An 18,500-nucleotide genomic window follows, 5' to 3' on the forward strand; every position below is an offset into this window, starting at 1 on the left:
CCCTCTTTTGAGGGTCAACAATATGTCATTGATACAATGCGGTCACAAGTCCATTGAGTTGTTCTTCCAATTCGGAGTAATCAATATTTTCTTCTCGACGATGTAGAATCTCTTTTACAATTACGCCGATCGCGTTTTGTGCTTCTCTTTGCGGAGCAGGGATTGGAAGATTGCGAATGTGTTCAGGATATATGTGATAGTCGCCACCTCGTTGGTCTGCCAACAACTGGTCTGCCATAGAAGAATTAAGAATGCCCAGCAAATAATATAGGTCAACCTTCTCAGACAGAGATTCCATAACTGCACGGTTATGTTTGCAGAACTTTTTGATGCTTGAAGATAAGCTCTTATTATAGACACCTTTCAGGTCTTTCCATAAGACAGCACAGAACATTGAATCACTATGCAAGAAATGAGTATCCATATCAAGATATACCTTTAGAACACCCAAGCGATTTATTAATAACTTGGGACAATCGTACAGTTCACGGAACGTCGGACGACGTAGTTTATCTGGGCACCGTTCCGTGTTCCATTCAAGATAGCGCACCCGTTTAACTTGAAATTTGTCTATATCCTTTGCCTCAATATACTTCCTACAATGGATGGCATCGTATGAGTCACTTATCAAATCCTCTTTTTTAAATGCTCCTTGAGCATTCTTCTCATTGGCATTAACGACCATTCCTACACTTATATAGCAAAAGTCACCCAATATATTCATATTGGCGAAGCGATTTCCTGTTCTTTCCTCTTCTGTCAAGTTCCAAACATAATTTTTCTCGTCCTGCTTTAATGCCTCTGGAGATTTGCTTAACACTTCACGGATGGTCTTGTCCTCAAAGATTTTTGTGATGCGAAGTTCACCCTCTGGTTGAGTGTTCTTAATAAATGGAATGCAGTTACTCACTGTGGCATTCTCAAAAATCTTTGTGCCGTTTAGGTCGGCTATCTCCAACAAATGATATTCTTCTGCAATCATCTTACGAAGTTTCTTTCCATACTTTTGATTTGTCAAAGGATATGGAACAATCATAGAAAATATTCCATTGGGACATAGGAGTTGCATACCAAGTTCCATGAAAGGAACATACAAATCCCACTTTTCATTAAGCGATTTGTACTTCTTGCTTGCCACTATACGCGACCGCTGTTCGTTCAATTCTGGTGATGCTATCTGTGTCGGTGCACTGATGTATGGTGGGTTGCCAATAGTGATGTCGAAGCCGCCCCCATTTGAGGGTCGTGAGAAAACATCATGGAACCAGGTATGCCAGAGGAAGAACTGACTGTTTGCAGACAAGTCCATATCTTCAAAATCAATATGAATACCTTGTTCAACGAGTTCCTGCTTTACAATATCTGCAATGTCCTTTCTCAGCTGCATTTTCTTGTCATGTTCAGGGCAAGCGTAATATTCAGTAAGTTTGTCGCGTAGATTTTTGCGATAAACATCTAACATGCTATCAAAGAAAGTTAGACTTTCACCAGCTCCTATTTTCTTTTCTGTCATCGTTGAAAGGTCAACACCCTTATATTGCTCCAGAAGGGAATTCCCCTGCATAATCTTGAAATCAAGGTTAGGCAGAGCCTCTGGTGACTTTTCGTCAACAATCAGTGAGAGCCAGAAACGAAGTCGGGCTATATCCACTGCTCCACGTTCAATGTCAACACCATAAATGTTGTTTTGGATAATGTGACGTTTAATGTTAGCTGCATTCTCTACAATGTTTGGCTCAATAGCAGAACGGCAGAAGAACAGTTCGCGCAGCAATCCCATTGGAAAAGCACCAGAGCCAATTGCAGGGTCGCATATCTTCACATCGTACAGTTTCTGATCAATGTATTCCTTTAATTCGCCCAGCTGGGATGCATCGTGAGTTGTCACAAATTGACGTATACACTCCTTGTCTTCTTCCCTCATGTCTGTTTGCAGATATGCTATCAAGCTTTCTCGGCACATGTACTGCACAATCTCTTTCGGCGTATAGAATGCACCCTTATCCTTGTTGTCCTCCAGCAGGTTTTCAAAGATGCGTCCAAGCATTTCTGGGTCAACGCCCACTTCTGCATCGTTTGGGTCATTTTCATCGATGGTAAAGTTGTACTGCGAGAGCATTGTCAGCAGGCCATTAAAATAGCTGGCAGGAAAATGACTGGGCTTCTTGTCAAGAATGTCACGTTCAAACAGACCGCCGTTCAAATATGGAATACGACAGTTGCGGAAGCCTTCTACTTTTGTGTCGTAAAGGTCGCCCTGATCTGAACGGTTACGGTCTAAACCTTCTGTAAACAAGTCTTCTAATATGTCATCAAGAAAGTTTTCCTTTTGACGTTCATTTGCATTCTTGAAAATATTCAGCATGAAATCACGATCGCCTTCGCCCCATTCCTTGCTTGCAGGAACGCCAAGCCAGCCTTTCTTTTGGAGGAAGTGCAGGAACACAATGCGTCCAAGAAGTTTCTTCACATAGTCACGAATGGGTTTTTCCTCACGGTCACGAATTTTGTCAGCAGCCATACCCGTATGGTCAAAGCCTGTATCAATGAAGTGTTGACGCATTCCGTTTGTAGGGTCAACCATGTAATTGACAAAAGCTTCGTATTGAGCCTTGTACTTCCCAAAGAACTCTTTAGAAAGAGCTTCAACGTTGAATGCATTTTCGATGTCTTTAATTTCAAGAGAATTCCTTTTGTCGTATAGAGCTATGAAGTTGTCAGTTGCCGTGCGGCATGACTGACCAGGCCCCAGCAGGAACGTATAGCGTTTGCTGTTGGTGGATTCTTCTTTGTTGCCACTCTTTCGGCAATAGGTGAAACGCCAATCCCAACGAGTATCATCCTCGTAATGGAACAGCATGAAGGCACAAGAGAATTGATCCATGACAGCACGGATGAGCCGCTGGATGTTCACACGGTTATGCTCCATCATAACCCGGTCGCTGACTGTCACATCGAAAATCTGTAAAGGTTCAACGCCAACATACATCATTCCAACTTGCTTGATGCTGCGTATTCCCGTCGCTTCTGCCAGTTGTCTTCGTTCGGGCTGACTCTCCAAAAGCTCTGTTTCAAAACCATCCTCAAAGTCATCTTCACCGAAAATGGGAAAAATAACATTGTTGAGGAACGAACTCCAGCCTTGATATCGGCTGCTTAAATATTCTTTTAATGACTCCTTATTCATGGGGGTATTTGTTTACTTGATGGTTCCTAATACAATAGATGCTTCGCCTTGTTTACTTTCCACATGGGCTACGAGTTTGCCGATTTCTCGCTCCAGAATCTCGTCTATATCTTGTTGCTCTATGGCAAAGAGACGTAAACCCCGCTCTTCTAATTCCTGACCAATAGCCAATACTTTTTTGATAATATCAAAACTTCCTCGGTCAATAAACTTACGAGCATTTTTCAGCAAAATCTTGGATTGTAGTGATAAACTAGGTGTGTTGTTAATTTTCACCAACATTTCTTTTGCAGCCGTAGCCTTGTCACCAGCCCTTGACTTGTTGATGCGGACAAAGTATTGGTTATAAGTCTTTATGGCTTCTGCCGAAAGCTGTCGCCAGTTATCTGGTAATGGAACACGTTTGGCATTTTCTTTCACACGCATATCTTCAAGCAGTTCAAGCAAAGAAATTATTTTGGCGTTATACAGACCCTCGGCTTCTGTACGTATTCTAATTGCAAGCCTTGCAGAGTGTGGTGCTTTTACTATGAAATATGCCGTTCCACTTGCAGCCTGTGCTATCTGCCAGTCTTTATCAGCTTGTTCTATTTGCAGATAACGTTCAGGGTGAGTATCCTTGTATTGTTTCAGTTCATATACATACTTCTGCAAAGGTGATTCCTCACCTTCAACAGCTTTGGCAATATCGTAATGTACCACACTTTCCTCTTCCGAGAAAATCTTACTGTCTTCACCAAACAGGACATGGAAGGATTGTAACTTGGTATGTGCCTTGCGAACCAATTGAATCTGCGCATCGCCTTCTGCACTTGGCATGAAGTTATAAACATAGACAAAAGGCTCTTTACTGCCGATACGGTTTACACGACCTATGCGCTGCATCAGGCGAGTGGAGTTCCAAGGAGTATCATAGTTCAGAATAACATTGGCACGGTGGAGGTTCACACCTTCTGCCAAGACCTCTGTTGTAATGATAACATTGTAGTCATCCTTCCAAACACCTTCGTAATTGGCATCGAAATTTTCCTCAATCGTGTGTTCCATCTCATCACGATTGGCAGCAGTAATGACAAGTGCCTTATAACCCTTTGCCTTTACCGCTCTCGCAAGCGATTGTACTGTGTCTATAGCTTCCGAGAAGATAACCAATTTTCCAGAGGTATTCTTTTGTGGATTAAACAATTCTGGCTTGATATTCTCTTTGAATGCATCAAATTTCGGGTCTTGTGGGTTTTTCGCCCATCGATCATAGAGATTAGAAATGAGTCGGAAGTCTTCTTTCAGTTGGATATAGTATTCCTCCTTGAAGTCTTTGCGGTTATATTCTGCATTCTGTCCCTTCTCGTTACGCCCTTGTTCCGTCAATTTTGTTATCTTGGCTCTGATTTCTTCTACACAATCATTAAACGAAACACGTCTACCACGTTTCAATGTTTTGGTTTCATAGTCAAGTTCTTTGTTCACGTCAATTTGCGGACAAACGAAAATTGTGTCGTTCTCCCACATCTTAATCATGTTCTCTGTGTAACGTCGCAGGTTCAACAGGGATTGGGTGAAAGCAGTGAACGAACTTTCAAGACGCTTCACAAGAAGAATCTGCATGATGATTGCAAGCTGCTTGGCAACGTCGTTGACACCACGATTGCCTCGACCAGTATGTTTTCTTTCGTTGGCAGGGTCAGTAAAATATTCAATGGCACGATAGCGGAAATATTTTAACCACTCGTCAGTCTGCAACTTTTCTGCCTCCGTTGGAGCAATGATTGTCATAGTATCAGAGAACAGTTGAGCCAACTCGTCATCCATGATGTATTCAAGATTGTTAGGTCCAACAATTTTGGGAAATATCAAGCCTTGTGATTCCATATCATCCTTGTAATATTTCTCAACGTCAGTTCTTGTTCGGCGTTCTAGAATATCACTTAACACGCAATCACGTAGTCTCTTTGACACGGCATCCAAGCGTTGGTGGCGCTCATCTGCTGGTATGTCGTTGCTTCTATCTATCAGTGATTCATATTCTCGGTTGACATCTGCAAAGAACCTTTCGATATTACCACTTTCAGCCTTCTTCAATGTACTGTCATTGTGGTTTCTCTCAAAAAGGTAAATCTGATTCTTCAAGTCATTTGGTCGGTTGTTCTGCGGTGTGGCAGAAAGAAGACCCACGTATGGATATACCCCTGTATTAGAACAAATCTTCTGTATCAGTTCATCAAGAGACTGGTACATCAATGTGGCACTGTTGCGGAACTTATGGCTTTCGTCAATGACAATAAAGCCATAATTCTTTTCTTGGAGTGTTCCACCAAAATCGCCAGAATCGCGGCTGTCGTCATCGTCATCTTCGCAGCTCTCATCTTCGGCAACATTTCCGATGCGTCCAGTTGTAATGAAGTCAATGTATGGCGCAATCTTCTCGTCAGAATTTTTGTCGAACATGGCTATAGTCTTCTTCCAACCCGATTGAATGGCAGGAGGAGTAATGACCAATACTTTACGTTCTCGTCCATCGTCTTCTGGTACGGACAAGAAACGCTTGATGATGAGCGTACCAATAATCGTCTTGCCAAGTCCCACCACATCTGCCAACATAAAGCCACCATGTTCGTGCATAATGCCGATACACCTCTTAACAGCTTCTATTTGATATTCCAGTTTGTGGATGTTCGCTGGCAGATAAGTTTCTATCTGTTGTCCGAGTGATTTGTCTACAATGTCACCAAACTTAATTTGTAGCAATTTGATATATAGTTCGTATGGAGTGAATGATTGTTGTTCACTTTTGCGTTCTTTTTCCACGTCATCTGTTATAGGTGCAGATTTAAGGATTTGTTCTAAGAATTGTTTGTTCCAAGGTTCAGATATTTCCCATTTTTCATTAAACCATATCAAATGAGATTTATTACCAGGTATTTCATCAAGCGATAACACTTGATTTGGAGCTGTTTCAATATAGTTTAATTCAGCGTTACCTTGTAATCCTTTTTGTGTAAAATTTGTACTACCCACGATACCAATACCAATGCCGTTTGACTTTCCGTCAAAGATGTAACACTTAGAATGTAAAAATTGAGTTTCGTCATTTTCATTTTTTCGAAATACACGAATCTGAATCTTTGAATCATTGTTTTCCGTACAATAATCAAGAAGCAGACGTATAGCATCTTTATATTCCTCAGTAACATTAAGTTCGTGGATATCAGTTTTTATGAAGTCCAGCGGATAATTTGCATCTTTATATTTAGGTGACTTTAATTGATTTACGTATATATAAGGGTCTTTTCCTATAAGTAAACGAAGCGTTGTTCCTTCTTTTTCAATGAAAGACCTCAAATTTTCTTGTAGTATAGCTAAACCGGGAATATCCCAATAGCCTGTGGCAATACTAACTGTTTTAATACCATCAATGGCTAAGCATTTTCTCAATGTTGTTGTCATTGAAAGTGCTTCTATGGAATTATCTATAAGTGTATTATTCATTTTAATTCTATTCTATGGTTTGAAAATATGCGCTAATTACATTCTTTCTCTCTCCTCTCTTTTACTTTTTCCAATCCCGGCATCTTTTTAGCCAATGCACTTTCTCCTGCTGGAAAATAGAGAGGAAAAACTTTATATAAGAAACCCACAACTTCACTACGACTTTTATCCATATTGTAAAAAGCAGAGCAGACAAAGTACATTAGTTCTTGCTGACTACATGTTTCTTTGGGCTGTATGCTTATTGAGGGAGCAACTATCAAGTCATGTTCAGCAAATGATAGAGCACTGGCAAGAATAGCTTCCTGTTCTTCTTCGGTAAACATCTTTATTTTCCCAGTTAACCATTCAAGCTCTCTTTGCCGGAGTGCTTGTTGTTTTTCGTTTTGATGCTCCAATAGGATTGCTACATTTTCTTGTTGCTTTTCTGTCAAGGCGTTTTCTAATGCTTGGTTCTTTCGTTTAAGAACGTTGAATTTTAGCAAAGCAGCAATGTACATACAGAAATATCCTACTGCAATATCGAATATTAGGACAAGCAGATAATTGTTACTTGAGTTTTGTATGCCACCAGCCATATATTCACTAATAGGGATAACAGCTAATAGCATGATAATGGCTATTGCATAAAGCACTCGGTATCGCGTTTTATGGTTTACCTGTGGCAAAGAGGCAAACAAAAAGGCGATAATCAAAACGGCTATGATTGCAAAGAGTGGTATGAAAGAGGTCTCCATAGGTTTGTTGTTCTGTTTATGGTTTAACAATAATGCGCCAATAACCAGCCTTGTCTGAACCTTCGTGAACCAAAATTCCCATCCCCCTAAGGCTCTTGATATTTTTCTCTATAGCGCGTTTAGTTACACCAATCTTGTTGGCCATATTATCAGCTGTGATTGAAGGATCTGAAATAACGAGGTCGATTATCTTTTGTGCAGTTTTACTGACTTTCTTCTGTGTTTCCGATGTATCTCCGAACTTATCCGCATTTACACCGAACTTTTCGACCGAACTTTCTTCATTTACACCGAACTCTTTTGTGTTTACACCGAACTTTTCTACCGAACTTTCTTCATTTACAGGGTACTTTTCGAGGGTACTATTTACCCTATTGGCTACTTCTTCCACAGGAATTCTTCCGTTTTCGCCCCAGTTTAGATTATAGAAGGTGGTGTAGAAAGAAGTCGCTTCCGTTTGATATTGAGGTTCTTTGCCTTGCAGGAAATTGGGTAGTTTTTCCGTAAGCTCCCGCATTTTGCGCAAACCGGAGCCACGTTTCTCCATATAGTCCAACTGTGTGAACACATCCGCAATGACGGGGTTACGGCGCATGGATGGCACTTTGTATATATCTCGGTCTTGAATCTGCGTACCGTCAAGCATTGCACCAGGTGATACCAGTTCTACACGGTCATCGTAAATATCGATATGTACTTCACCGCCCATCACGGTGTAATCCCGATGGATAAGGTGGTTTACCAATCCTTCGAAGATGGCACGGTCTGAATAGTCAGGGAGGTTTAGACGATAGTTCGGCATCTTTACCCATCCGCTCATGGTGTAGTTCTTGATGAAGTCTATGCCGTATTTTAAAAGTAGCACAAGATTAGCCCGATGTTCTATGGAACTGATGGCATCATCCTTATAGAGTCCAGTCCAACGGGTGCAGAAAATACGCGATTGAAATACTGTGCAATTATCCACAAACAGCAATCCTGCATTGGTCAGTTTGCCGTCAGGAGTTACCAGTCCGAATGATTCCAAATACTTATCGTTCCATTCCTGATGGGTTTGCTCACGGAAAGTATTGGCAAGGATGATGAAAGAATGTTTGCCGGCATCCACTTGGGTAGGAAGAGAATCCCATGTCATGTGCGTGCCTTTTAATACCAACGAAAGTAATTGTTGGGAGTTGCATTCTACACTTTCATTGCCAACTCGTACATATGCGGTACGTGTCCCATCCTGATAATAGTAATAAGGTGTAAGCGTTCCTGCCTTTACTTTCACTTCAAGCAGGGTATGCCCTTCATGTTCTATCGGAATAAGTTGAATTTCCGGCACAGGGTCAAGTCTTGCCTTTATCATTTCACTGATAAAATCAGCATCGGCTTGTGGATTCTCCAACCCTACAATTATGCCGTCATCATTCACTCCATAGAACAAACTGCCACCATCCGTATTAGCGAAAGCCGACACGGATTTAAGCCACGATTTTACTTTCTTACGTTCCAACATTTCCTTGAAATCGTAAGCCGAGCATTCCGCTATCAATGTATTGTTATGTATCTGCATCGTTTCCTTATTGTTATTTGGGTGTAACACCCTAATATCATACACAAAGGTAAGGATAAAACCGAAGAATCTGTTAAAAACATCGCTTTCTTTTGATTTTTATGCGTTTACATCTCGTTATTTATGAATAAAAATCGTACTTTTGTGAGCAAGAGCGTGTGTTGCTTATGGATGCTTATTTTCGGATTTGCGCTATATTTGCAACACGTGTACGCAAGTCGCTGATAGATATATTACGTTGACTTTGAGGAAGTGAAGTAAAGATCGCTGAATATACAATAAATCAAAATAAGAGAGCTGTAGATTAAATGTTTACAGCTCTCTTTTGTTTTATATGTAATGTGATTTATTTGAACCCGGACTTTATTACAGTATTTCTCTAATCTTCTCGCGGTTACCCACAATCCAAACGAGATCTCCTAATTGGAAAGCCGTATCTTTATCCAGAGGGATCAATTCATTATTCCGTTCAATAGCCACAACGATACCGTCGTACTTTTCTCCCAAATGAGACTGTGCAATGGTTTTATTTAAGAAACGGAATTCATCATCTACAGTGAAAGAGTGGAGCGTCATCTTTTTATCTACTGCATCCGTATCTATTGTGTTTTTTACATCTTCAATTCTATTTCTGAACTCCTGCAATTGCATATCCGTACCGACTACAGTCAGTTTATCCTGCGGATAAATAGGTTCAGAACTTTTCGGAATGTATATATTCAAATCACCACGCGTGATTGCAACCACATTCACTCCAAAATTTTGCCTGAATGAAAGTTCTCCTAAAGACTTGCCGATGTAATCGGAATAAGGCGATACCACGACAGACGTCAAATCAAGGTCCTTGTCATTGAACTCGCTATTGAAACTTGTTTTTAGCGGATGTCGTTTTTTAGCAACCTCTTCCCGTCGGTTAAGATTGGCTAGGAATCTTGTTTCCAGTCGTGAATATTGCGTGAGGTCTTCCCTAAGAATAAGAATCAATGCCACAACAGCTATGGCAATAATCACACTTATTCCCCAGTTCAGCTTGAAATAGCTGATAACTACGCTAGTGATAAAGAAAAGAGCAACAGATACACGGCCTAGAACGAGAGAAACCAGTCGTCCGTGATTGTAATTCTCATCTCTCCATAGCTTCAGGAATAATTCGGAAGAGTTGTATTTGTTGGAGATGAGTGCCCACAAAAAAGGAGTCATAAGCAAAAGGGTACCCAGACACATCACCAGATTAATCCATAGGGTAACAGGAGCAAACATTTCACTGATGGCGGGATAAATGATTTGTATAGACAGCAGCCAGATAGCAGTGAGCAATACGCTATAAATAATAACCCTGCCAATCATGTTTTTTAGTAATTTCTTCCAGTCACTATCGTGGTTCATGGTTTTCTTGCCGGAAGCATAACGATCTAATGTCTCCTGTACTTTAGTAGGCAATATTTTGTAAAGCCATTCGGCAAAAGGGTTGGCTAAACGGATAAAATAAGGAGTCGTGAAAGTGGTGATAACAGATACAGCCACAATAATAGGTGAAATAAACGGATCGAGCACTTTGAGCGAAACACCCAGTCCGGCAATGATGAAAGCAAACTCTCCAATTTGTGCCAGGCTGAATCCGGATTTGATAGAAGTGTTCAGTGGCTCTCCGGATAAGAGTACGCCAAATGAAGAGAAAATGGCTTTACCGATAATGGTAACCAGAGTAATGATGATAACAGGCCAGGCATATTCTACCAATACCGCCGGATTCACCAGCATACCGACTGATACGAAAAAAATAGCTCCGAAGAGGTCTTTTACCGGTTGTATGATATGTTCGATGTGCTCGGCTTCGATGGTTTCGGCAAGAATAGATCCCATGATAAATGCACCTAACGCCGTTGAAAAGCCTGTATAGGTGGCCAATACCACCATTCCCAGACAAAGACCGATTGAAACAATCAAAAGCGTCTCATTATTCATCAGCTTCTTTGCTTTTTTAAGAAAAGCCGGAATAACGAAAATACCGATGAGAAACCACAGGATTAAAAAGAAAACGACTTTGAGAACACTAATCAATAAGTCTTCACCCACAAAGTCCTGACTTACCGCCATTGTAGAAAGAAGTACCATCATTAAAATGGCAATCAGGTCTTCCACTACCAGAGTACCGAATACGATGCCCGTGAAACGCTGGTTGCGTAACCCCAAATCATCAAAGGCCTTGATGATAATTGTGGTAGACGACATAGACAACATTCCCCCAAGAAAGATGGAATTCATTGTGCCCCATCCTAACAATTGTCCTACCAGAAAACCTATGAGCAACATACTGACGACTTCGGTGGTGGCCGTAATAAAAGCTGTGGAACCTACATTCATGAGCTTTTTAAAACTAAACTCCAGTCCAAGTGCAAAGAGCAGGAATATAACACCTATTTCCGCCCATATATTGATATTTTCGATATCTCCCACTGTGGGGAAAATATTTATATAAGGCCCCGCTAGTAATCCGGCAATGATGTAACCTAAGACTAAAGGTTGTTTCATCCATTTGAACAGCAAGGTTATTACACTGGCCGATATTAATATCAGCGCAAGGTCGGCAATCAAAGTTGGTAAATGTGACATTTAGTGATGGATTTATTCATTTTTTTCTTCCTGATAGTTAGACAGAAAAGAGCCAAGGGACATGGATGTTCAGCTCTTTTCTTTTTCGAGAGTGTCGGCAGTCAATTATTCATTATATTGTTTTCCTCTATAAAAAGAGGAAAACAATATAATAGATAGCTGCTGCCAGGAGTCCACTGACCGGAATTGTAAGAATCCAGGCAGTCATGAGACTTTTTGTTATTCCCCAGCGAACGGCAGAGAGGCGTTTGGTTGCACCTACTCCGATGATTGCACCTGTGATAGTATGTGTTGTACTAACGGGGATTTTCAGCATTTCCGTAATGTAGAGAGTGAAAGCACCGGCTGTTTCGGCAATTACTCCTTCCAATGGGGTTACTTTGGTGATTTTGGTTCCCATTGTCTTTACTATTTTCCAACCTCCGGACATGGTGCCGAGTGAGATAGCGGTGAAGCACGAAAAAGCAACCCAGTCGGGAAGGTCATTGATGCTGTTGATACCCATACCCAATCCCATAGAATGAGCGGCTATCATGGCAGCGGCAATAATACCCATTACTTTCTGTGAGTCATTCAATCCATGTCCGACACTGAAGAGGGCGGAAGAAACGAGCTGCAACCTCTTAAACCAGACTTCAGCTGTATGAGGATGTGCACGCCGGCAGATGTAAAGAACAAACAGAGTGAAACCGAAAGCAATCACCATTCCGATAAAAGGAGCCAGAAAGATGAAAGCTGCAATTTTAAGAATGATATTAAGTTGAATTGCTTCAAATCCGTTTGCCATAATGGCAGCTCCTGCAAATCCTCCGATAAGCGTATGTGAGGATGAAGACGGGATACCTTTCCACCATGTCACCAGGTTCCAGGTGATGGCTGCTATTACTCCTGCCAATATAATAGGTAAAGTGATATATTGTTCTACCACCGTTTTGGATACTGTGTTGGCAATACCGAATCCGCCTATTATGTATTTGGCAATGAAAAAAGCAACGAAATTGAAGAAAGCAGCCCATAGTACAGCTTGAAAGGGCGTAAGCACCCTGGTAGATACGATTGTAGCTATTGAGTTTGCTGCATCGTGAAAGCCGTTGATATAATCGAATATCAGAGCCAGAATAATGATAGTCACTAATAATTCCATGTGTTCCGGCTTACTTTATGCGTACTTTACAATCAGGTTTTTCAGAATCTTGCCTACGTGCTCTGCGGCATCGGTCGTTTTCTCCAGTTCATGCATGATTTCTTTAATTTTGATAAGTTCAATGCAATCCTTTTCTTCTTCAAATAGCTTGGTGATAAAGAATTCATATACGTCATCTGCCTGATTCTCGATTTCATGTAATCTTGAGCAATATTCCCGGAGAAGAGTCGGTTTCTTACGGAATATTTCAAGTTCGTCCATGGCTTTACAGATGTAGGTCGCTTCTTCCTGAATCAAACGGCTCAATTCTTTGCCGTTCTCCGAGATAGGACGGGGATTGTAAATAGAGATTCGTTTGGCACAACTATTTATTCCATCGATGACATCATCCATGCAGGAAGCTAAGTCATGAATATCTTCACGGTCGAAAGGAGTGATGAATGTAGTGCCCAATTCATCAAAAATCCGATGCGTCAGTTTGTCCCCTTCACGTTCCAGCTCTTTGATTTTCTTATAGTAGTCTGCACGTTCTGTAGGTGAGTCATGTTGCAAGCTTTCTGTTAAAACAACGGATGCTTCACAAAGCACTTCTGAAAGTTGTTTCAGCAATGGGAAAAATTTGGGCTCCTTTGGAGTAAACCGGCTAAAAAAAGAATTTTTCATAAGTGTAAAAACTTTAAATTGTTTTTTCTTCTCTATTTATATTAGTAACAAATGAATACAGATTATAGTTTGGCGTTTTAAGACTTTAGTTTGGCTCGTACTACCTCTATGATTGCAGGCAATATAGAGATGAATATGATGGCAACGATTAGCAGTTTCAAGTTCTCTTGTACAAACGGAAGGTCTCCGAAGAAATAACCGGCGTAGCAGAATATGCCGACCCAAGCCGCACCACCCGCTAAATTATACATCATAAAATAGTAATAGTTCATCTTTCCCATTCCTGCTACGAAGGGAGCAAACGTGCGTACTATCGGGACGAATCTGGCCAGAATAATTGTTTTCCCACCATATTTCTTATAAAACTCGTGTGTCTTCTCCAGATGGCTTTGTTTGAATATCTTGGAATTGGGATTATTAAAAAGCTTTCGACCGAAGAAATGTCCGATCATGTAATTGCAGGAATCGCCTAATACGGCAGCGGCAAATAAAATGATAACGAGTATATGCACACTGATAGGCATGTCAGGTAAGGCAGAAATAGCTCCTGCAACGAAGAGTAGAGAATCACCGGGAAGAAAAGGAGTGACCACTAATCCGGTTTCACAGAAGATTATAAAAAACAAAATGGCATACGTCCAGGCGTGATAATCACGCACAATCATAACCATATATTGATCGATATGAAGGATGAAATCCAATAAAAAGTCCATTTTATATACTTTGGTTGTTATGGTAAAAAAAGAATGTTATTGGCTTCCGGACCATAGTGAATACTCTTTTCACTTAAATGGAGGATGCAAACAGAAAGTGAGACACCAAAGACTGGAATAGTCTTATGCCGGAAAAAATATAAAATGGCTAAATGAGTATGTGACCTAATGAATAGATATGATATCTATCAGAATATTTAAAAAGATTGGTATAATATGAAAAACCTGTCCATTGGTTTTGAGGAAGCTGGATCTTCAGAGAGCTTAGTATACGGATAGTGACAGAAGGAATATTGAATCGTAGTATCTTTAAAGGAGAGAGGTGGCGGAAGGAGAATGGATTTAAAACGCCATTATCGTTATTGTAATCTTGCTTTCCGGTGTATTCTTTTGTTTTGACTAGTTTCTGTTCTTTATCCAGCTGTATGATGCTGGTTTTGGAGGTGTATGAATTGGTATAGGTTTGTATGCTGGTACTACCGGTTTCTAACCGGTATGCCTCCTGTGCTTCATCGGAAATCAGATGGAATCCCCAATTCAGAAATACGCCTAATAGTATACAGAATATGTACTTCATCATAACGGTCGCAAAGGTAGAAACTATTTTTATATGAAATACATATTCACAAGCATAATTAACAATTATAATTGTAGCTCTATCGGGAGGTATTCATTATAGTTATGTTAACTTCTGTTGTTTACAGTGAATACAGTAGTCGTAATGCACAGTTCGCAGTTTTCCGCACTTGGGGCAGGTGTATTTATGATTTTGCCATATTAAGAAGTTTTCTTCTCCCTGTTCTTTTATGAATGTAAGATTCATAATCATACTCATTTTGTATTTGTTTTGGTATCTTGCATCTAGTGCTTTTAATCGTTTGCAAGGGAAATTTGTGCATTCAAAACAATAATACTTTTTCTTATCACATGAGAAAATAATACAGTTTTGGCAACTTTCCCGAATTTTTCCTGTTTGGGTTCTACAACCGGGGCAAGGCTTTTTTATATCTTGAAAAGCATAACATAATGCGCAGTCCATTCCACAAGGTGCGATGGAACTGATTCTGACTGTCCTCTTGAATATCATTGGCGTATAAGTTATCCCGTTAGTACATAGCTTCTCTTTAGTCTTTTCAAATCCCAGACTTTGATAAAAAGGAATGGCGTATGTGGACGAATTAACAGTCATTTCATCTACCGGACAATCATTGATAGCGAAACAGAATAACTGTTTGCCGATACCTTTGCATTGGTACTTTTTTCGGATAAAGAATAAAGAAAGATGTTTTCCTTCATTCTTTGTCCCCATGATGCCAACCAGATTCTTATCCTCAAAAGCACCATAAATCACTAATTCATTCATCAGTTGCTCGCTGGAGATAAAGCTTTTAAATGAATTCAAACCTTCTTCATCGAAGTCTTCCGCTCCGCATTGTATATATACCTCTAATGCTAACGATGCAGCTAGGGCGTATTCGGTCTTGTCTAATTTGCGTATCATAGTGATTGCTTTTATCATTAATTTGCCGGGAAAATTACTATTAATTTCCGGATATGGTATTGAAATCTGATTTCTTTTTCTTTTTTTTGTAAAAGCTGTAGGGTATTTCCGGTTTGAGCGCTCTTATTAGTAGAAACGCAATTTATTTACCTTTAAAAAGCATCAGTATGAAGAATGTAGAAAAACACTTGGTTGGATGGCTATCAGTTTGTTTGCTGCTTTGTAGCTTTCCAGTGTGGGCGCAAGGAGATGCCGGAGATTATCTTACGATCGTTGGTATGGTGAAAGACAAGCAAAATAAAAAAGCTCTGGAGAACGTAAATGTATCGGTGCATGGTAGCAATATCGGTACTGTGACCAATGCGGAAGGAGAATTTGCTTTGAAGATAAAAAAAACGGAAACCCCGCGTGAACTGGACATTTCACATATCGGTTATGTAAATACTCATATCTCTTTGGAGAAAGAAACAACCGCTATGTTGACAGTTTGGCTGACGCCTCATTCCAATCTGTTGAATGAAGTGGTGGTCTTTGCCGAAAATCCACGTATGATTGTAGAGAAAGCAATCAATAAGATTCCTTTAAATTATAGTGATAAGCGTGATATGCTGACAGGATTTTACCGGGAAACCGTACAGAAAGGGCGTCGATATATCGGTATATCGGAAGCTGTGCTTGATGTGTCCAAAACAGCCTATACCAATAGAAATATAAACTATGACAAAGTACGGGTGGAGAAGGGACGTCGTCTGCTTAGTCAGAAAGCGAGTGACACATTAGCTGTCAAAGTTGTGGGTGGACCTAATCTGGGCGTCACTTTGGATGTCGTGAAGAACAAGGGAGCGTTACTCGATTTTGAAGAATTGAATAATTACGAATTCTGGATGGCAGAATCCATGCTTATAGATAATCGTATGCAGTATGTTATTAATTTCCGCCCGAAAGTCATTCTCATGTACGCTTTATTATATGGTAAATTGTATATCGATCGTGAACGGTTGTCATTCACCCGTATAGAAATGAGTCTGGATATGCAGAATAAATCGAAGGCAACTACCGCTATTCTGTATAAGAAACCTCTCGGTCTAAGATTCAAACCGCAAGAACTCTCTTACCTGGTCACTTATAAAGATGTAGATGGAAAAACGTATCTGAACTATATTCGTAACACGATCCGTTTTAAATGTGACTGGAAGCGGAAGCTGTTTTCCACAAGTTATACGGTAGCTTCCGAAATGGTAGTGACCGATAGAAAAGAAGGAGTATTGGAGAATATACCCAACAAAGAAGCTTTCAGTCTGAATCAGATATTTTATGATAAGGTAGACGAATACTGGAATCCGGACTTTTGGGGAAACTACAATATCATCGAACCTACGGAATCTTTAGAGCACGCAGTGGATAAATTGAAAAAGCAATCGAATTGAAACAGGGATAGTTTTCTTATATTTGAAGTCAATCATAAAGAAAAGCAAGTATGCTGGATGAACTGCTCATACTAAAAAAGATAAAGGAAGGTGATATAAAAGCGTTTGAGGAGCTCTTTCGCCGTTACTATTTTCCTCTTTGCTGTAATGCGGCAGGCATTACCGGGCAGATGGCGGTAGCGGAAGAGATTGTGGAAGAGCTTTTCTATGTACTTTGGAAAGAAAGGGAGCGCTTACAGATTTTCCAGTCCGTTAAGAGCTATCTGTACAGGGCGACTCGCAATCAATCTTTGCAGTATTGTGAACACGAAGAAGTTAGGAATAGATACCGTGAAGCAGTATTGAACACTTCCAATCCGGAGCAGTCGACGGATCCTCATCAACAGATGGAGTATGAGGAATTACAGAAATTCATAAATAGCACTCTTGAAAAGCTGCCAGTCCGCAGACGACAGATTTTTGAGATGCACCGTTTGGAGGGGCGGAAATATGTGGAGATAGCGACACAGCTTTCTCTTTCGGTAAAAACAGTAGAAGCTGAAATGACAAAAGCCCTCCGGACATTACGAGAAGAAGTTGAAACTTATATTCACATGAAGTGATGAAAACAGAAATTTATAAAATAAAGACAGATCAGGCATGGAACCGATTGTATAATCGCCTAGACAATGACCGTTTACTTGCGAAAGTTGATGAAGGCCGTTCTATACGCAAACATTCACAATGGATCAGATACGGAGCAGTTGCCGCCGTTTTGATAGGCGTCGTCTGGGGAGCTTTGTATTGGATGACCGGTTCTGAAAGAGAACCGGCACAGAATTTTCTTACACAGGAAAATCAAGGCATTTCCACTTTGGCAACGACTCTTGAAGACGGTTCTGTGGTACTTTTGGCAAAGGAAACCTCCTTGTTATATCCGGAGCACTTTATTGCTGATAAACGGGAAGTGAGTTTGCAGGGAAATGCTTTCTTCGACGTAGCAAAGAAGCAGGGACAACCCTTTTGGATTGATACGGAACAAGCTAAAATTGAAGTTTTGGGAACCGCTTTCAGTGTACAGAGCGATGAACATGCTCCGTTCCGTTTATCTGTACAAAGAGGGATTGTGAAAGTTACTCTAAAAAAAGGAAATCAGGAATGTTATGTAAAAGCGGGAGAGGCAGTAGTGGTGCAATCGCAACGATTAGTCGTTCTCGATGCGGATAAAGAGAATGAAGAGTGGGGGAGCTTCTTTAAACACATACGTTTTAAAGATGAATCTTTGGCGAACATTCTGAAAGTGATGAATCTGAATTCGGATAGTTTGCAGATTCAAGTGGTTTCACCTGCATTAGAGGAACGCAGGTTGACGGTTGAATTTTCTGATGAGTCTTCTGAAGTCGTAGCTACTCTGATAGCTAGCGCATTCGGTCTGCAATGTGTCCGGCAAGGGGATATTCTTTTGTTATCAGAATAAAACTCATTTAAACTT

13 protein-coding genes are annotated in these 18,500 nt (G+C 40.5%); 3 read left to right on the forward strand and 10 right to left on the reverse strand.

What is annotated here, in order from left to right; translation table 11 throughout:
* Positions 1-25 precede the first annotated feature (25 nt).
* From KFO40_RS09775 to KFO40_RS09820, 10 genes are all read right to left on the reverse strand, one after another.
* A complete protein-coding gene (locus tag KFO40_RS09775) occupies positions 26-3,187 on the reverse strand; it encodes an Eco57I restriction-modification methylase domain-containing protein (protein WP_149927525.1) in 3,162 nt (1,053 codons plus the stop codon).
* Between the two features lie 12 nt (positions 3,188-3,199).
* Positions 3,200-6,673, reverse strand: a complete 3,474-nt coding sequence (locus tag KFO40_RS09780) for a helicase-related protein (protein WP_008659003.1) — start codon at positions 6,671-6,673, stop codon at positions 3,200-3,202.
* A 32-nt stretch (positions 6,674-6,705) separates the two neighbouring features.
* Entirely contained in the window at positions 6,706-7,410 is a 705-nt protein-coding gene (locus tag KFO40_RS09785) for a hypothetical protein (protein ID WP_008659006.1), read from the reverse strand.
* A gap of 16 nt (positions 7,411-7,426) precedes the next feature.
* On the reverse strand, positions 7,427-8,968 hold the full coding sequence (locus KFO40_RS09790) for an ATP-binding protein (RefSeq protein WP_008659007.1): 1,542 nt from the start codon (positions 8,966-8,968) through the stop codon (positions 7,427-7,429).
* Positions 8,969-9,334: 366 nt separating this feature from the next.
* On the reverse strand, positions 9,335-11,581 hold the full coding sequence (locus tag KFO40_RS09795) for a cation:proton antiporter (protein ID WP_211146302.1): 2,247 nt from the start codon (positions 11,579-11,581) through the stop codon (positions 9,335-9,337).
* A 127-nt stretch (positions 11,582-11,708) separates the two neighbouring features.
* A complete protein-coding gene (locus KFO40_RS09800) occupies positions 11,709-12,725 on the reverse strand; it encodes an inorganic phosphate transporter (protein WP_087318558.1) in 1,017 nt (338 codons plus the stop codon).
* A gap of 15 nt (positions 12,726-12,740) precedes the next feature.
* Positions 12,741-13,388, reverse strand: a complete 648-nt coding sequence (locus KFO40_RS09805; RefSeq protein ID WP_087321811.1) for a DUF47 domain-containing protein — start codon at positions 13,386-13,388, stop codon at positions 12,741-12,743.
* Between the two features lie 77 nt (positions 13,389-13,465).
* A complete protein-coding gene (locus tag KFO40_RS09810; protein ID WP_004316898.1) occupies positions 13,466-14,101 on the reverse strand; it encodes a DedA family protein in 636 nt (211 codons plus the stop codon).
* Between the two features lie 148 nt (positions 14,102-14,249).
* Positions 14,250-14,681 (reverse strand): hypothetical protein, encoded by a 432-nt coding sequence (locus KFO40_RS09815; protein WP_004316897.1) that lies wholly within the window; start codon positions 14,679-14,681, stop codon positions 14,250-14,252.
* Between the two features lie 99 nt (positions 14,682-14,780).
* Entirely contained in the window at positions 14,781-15,602 is an 822-nt protein-coding gene (locus KFO40_RS09820) for a GNAT family N-acetyltransferase (protein ID WP_211146303.1), read from the reverse strand.
* A 167-nt stretch (positions 15,603-15,769) separates the two neighbouring features.
* On the opposite strand from KFO40_RS09820, the gene KFO40_RS09825 reads away from it, so the two are divergent.
* Genes KFO40_RS09825 through KFO40_RS09835 form a run of 3 tightly spaced genes read left to right on the forward strand, consistent with a single transcriptional unit; the run spans position 15,770 to position 18,485 of the window.
* Positions 15,770-17,029 carry a carboxypeptidase-like regulatory domain-containing protein gene (locus KFO40_RS09825; RefSeq protein ID WP_195351662.1) on the forward strand — a complete coding sequence of 420 codons (1,260 nt, stop codon included), beginning with the start codon at positions 15,770-15,772 and terminating at the stop codon, positions 17,027-17,029.
* 50 nt (positions 17,030-17,079) lie between these two features.
* Complete coding sequence (locus KFO40_RS09830) at positions 17,080-17,631, forward strand: RNA polymerase sigma-70 factor (protein WP_120079111.1); 552 nt, start codon at positions 17,080-17,082, stop codon at positions 17,629-17,631.
* Positions 17,631-18,485, forward strand: coding sequence for a FecR family protein (locus tag KFO40_RS09835; protein WP_211146304.1), 855 nt, complete (start codon positions 17,631-17,633; stop codon positions 18,483-18,485). The genes KFO40_RS09830 and KFO40_RS09835 overlap by 1 nt, the downstream gene beginning before the upstream one ends.
* Positions 18,486-18,500 lie beyond the last annotated feature (15 nt).

The sequence above is a fragment of the Bacteroides sp. 1001302B_160321_D4 genome, assembly GCF_015667765.1.
Lineage (GTDB): Bacteria > Bacteroidota > Bacteroidia > Bacteroidales > Bacteroidaceae > Bacteroides > Bacteroides xylanisolvens.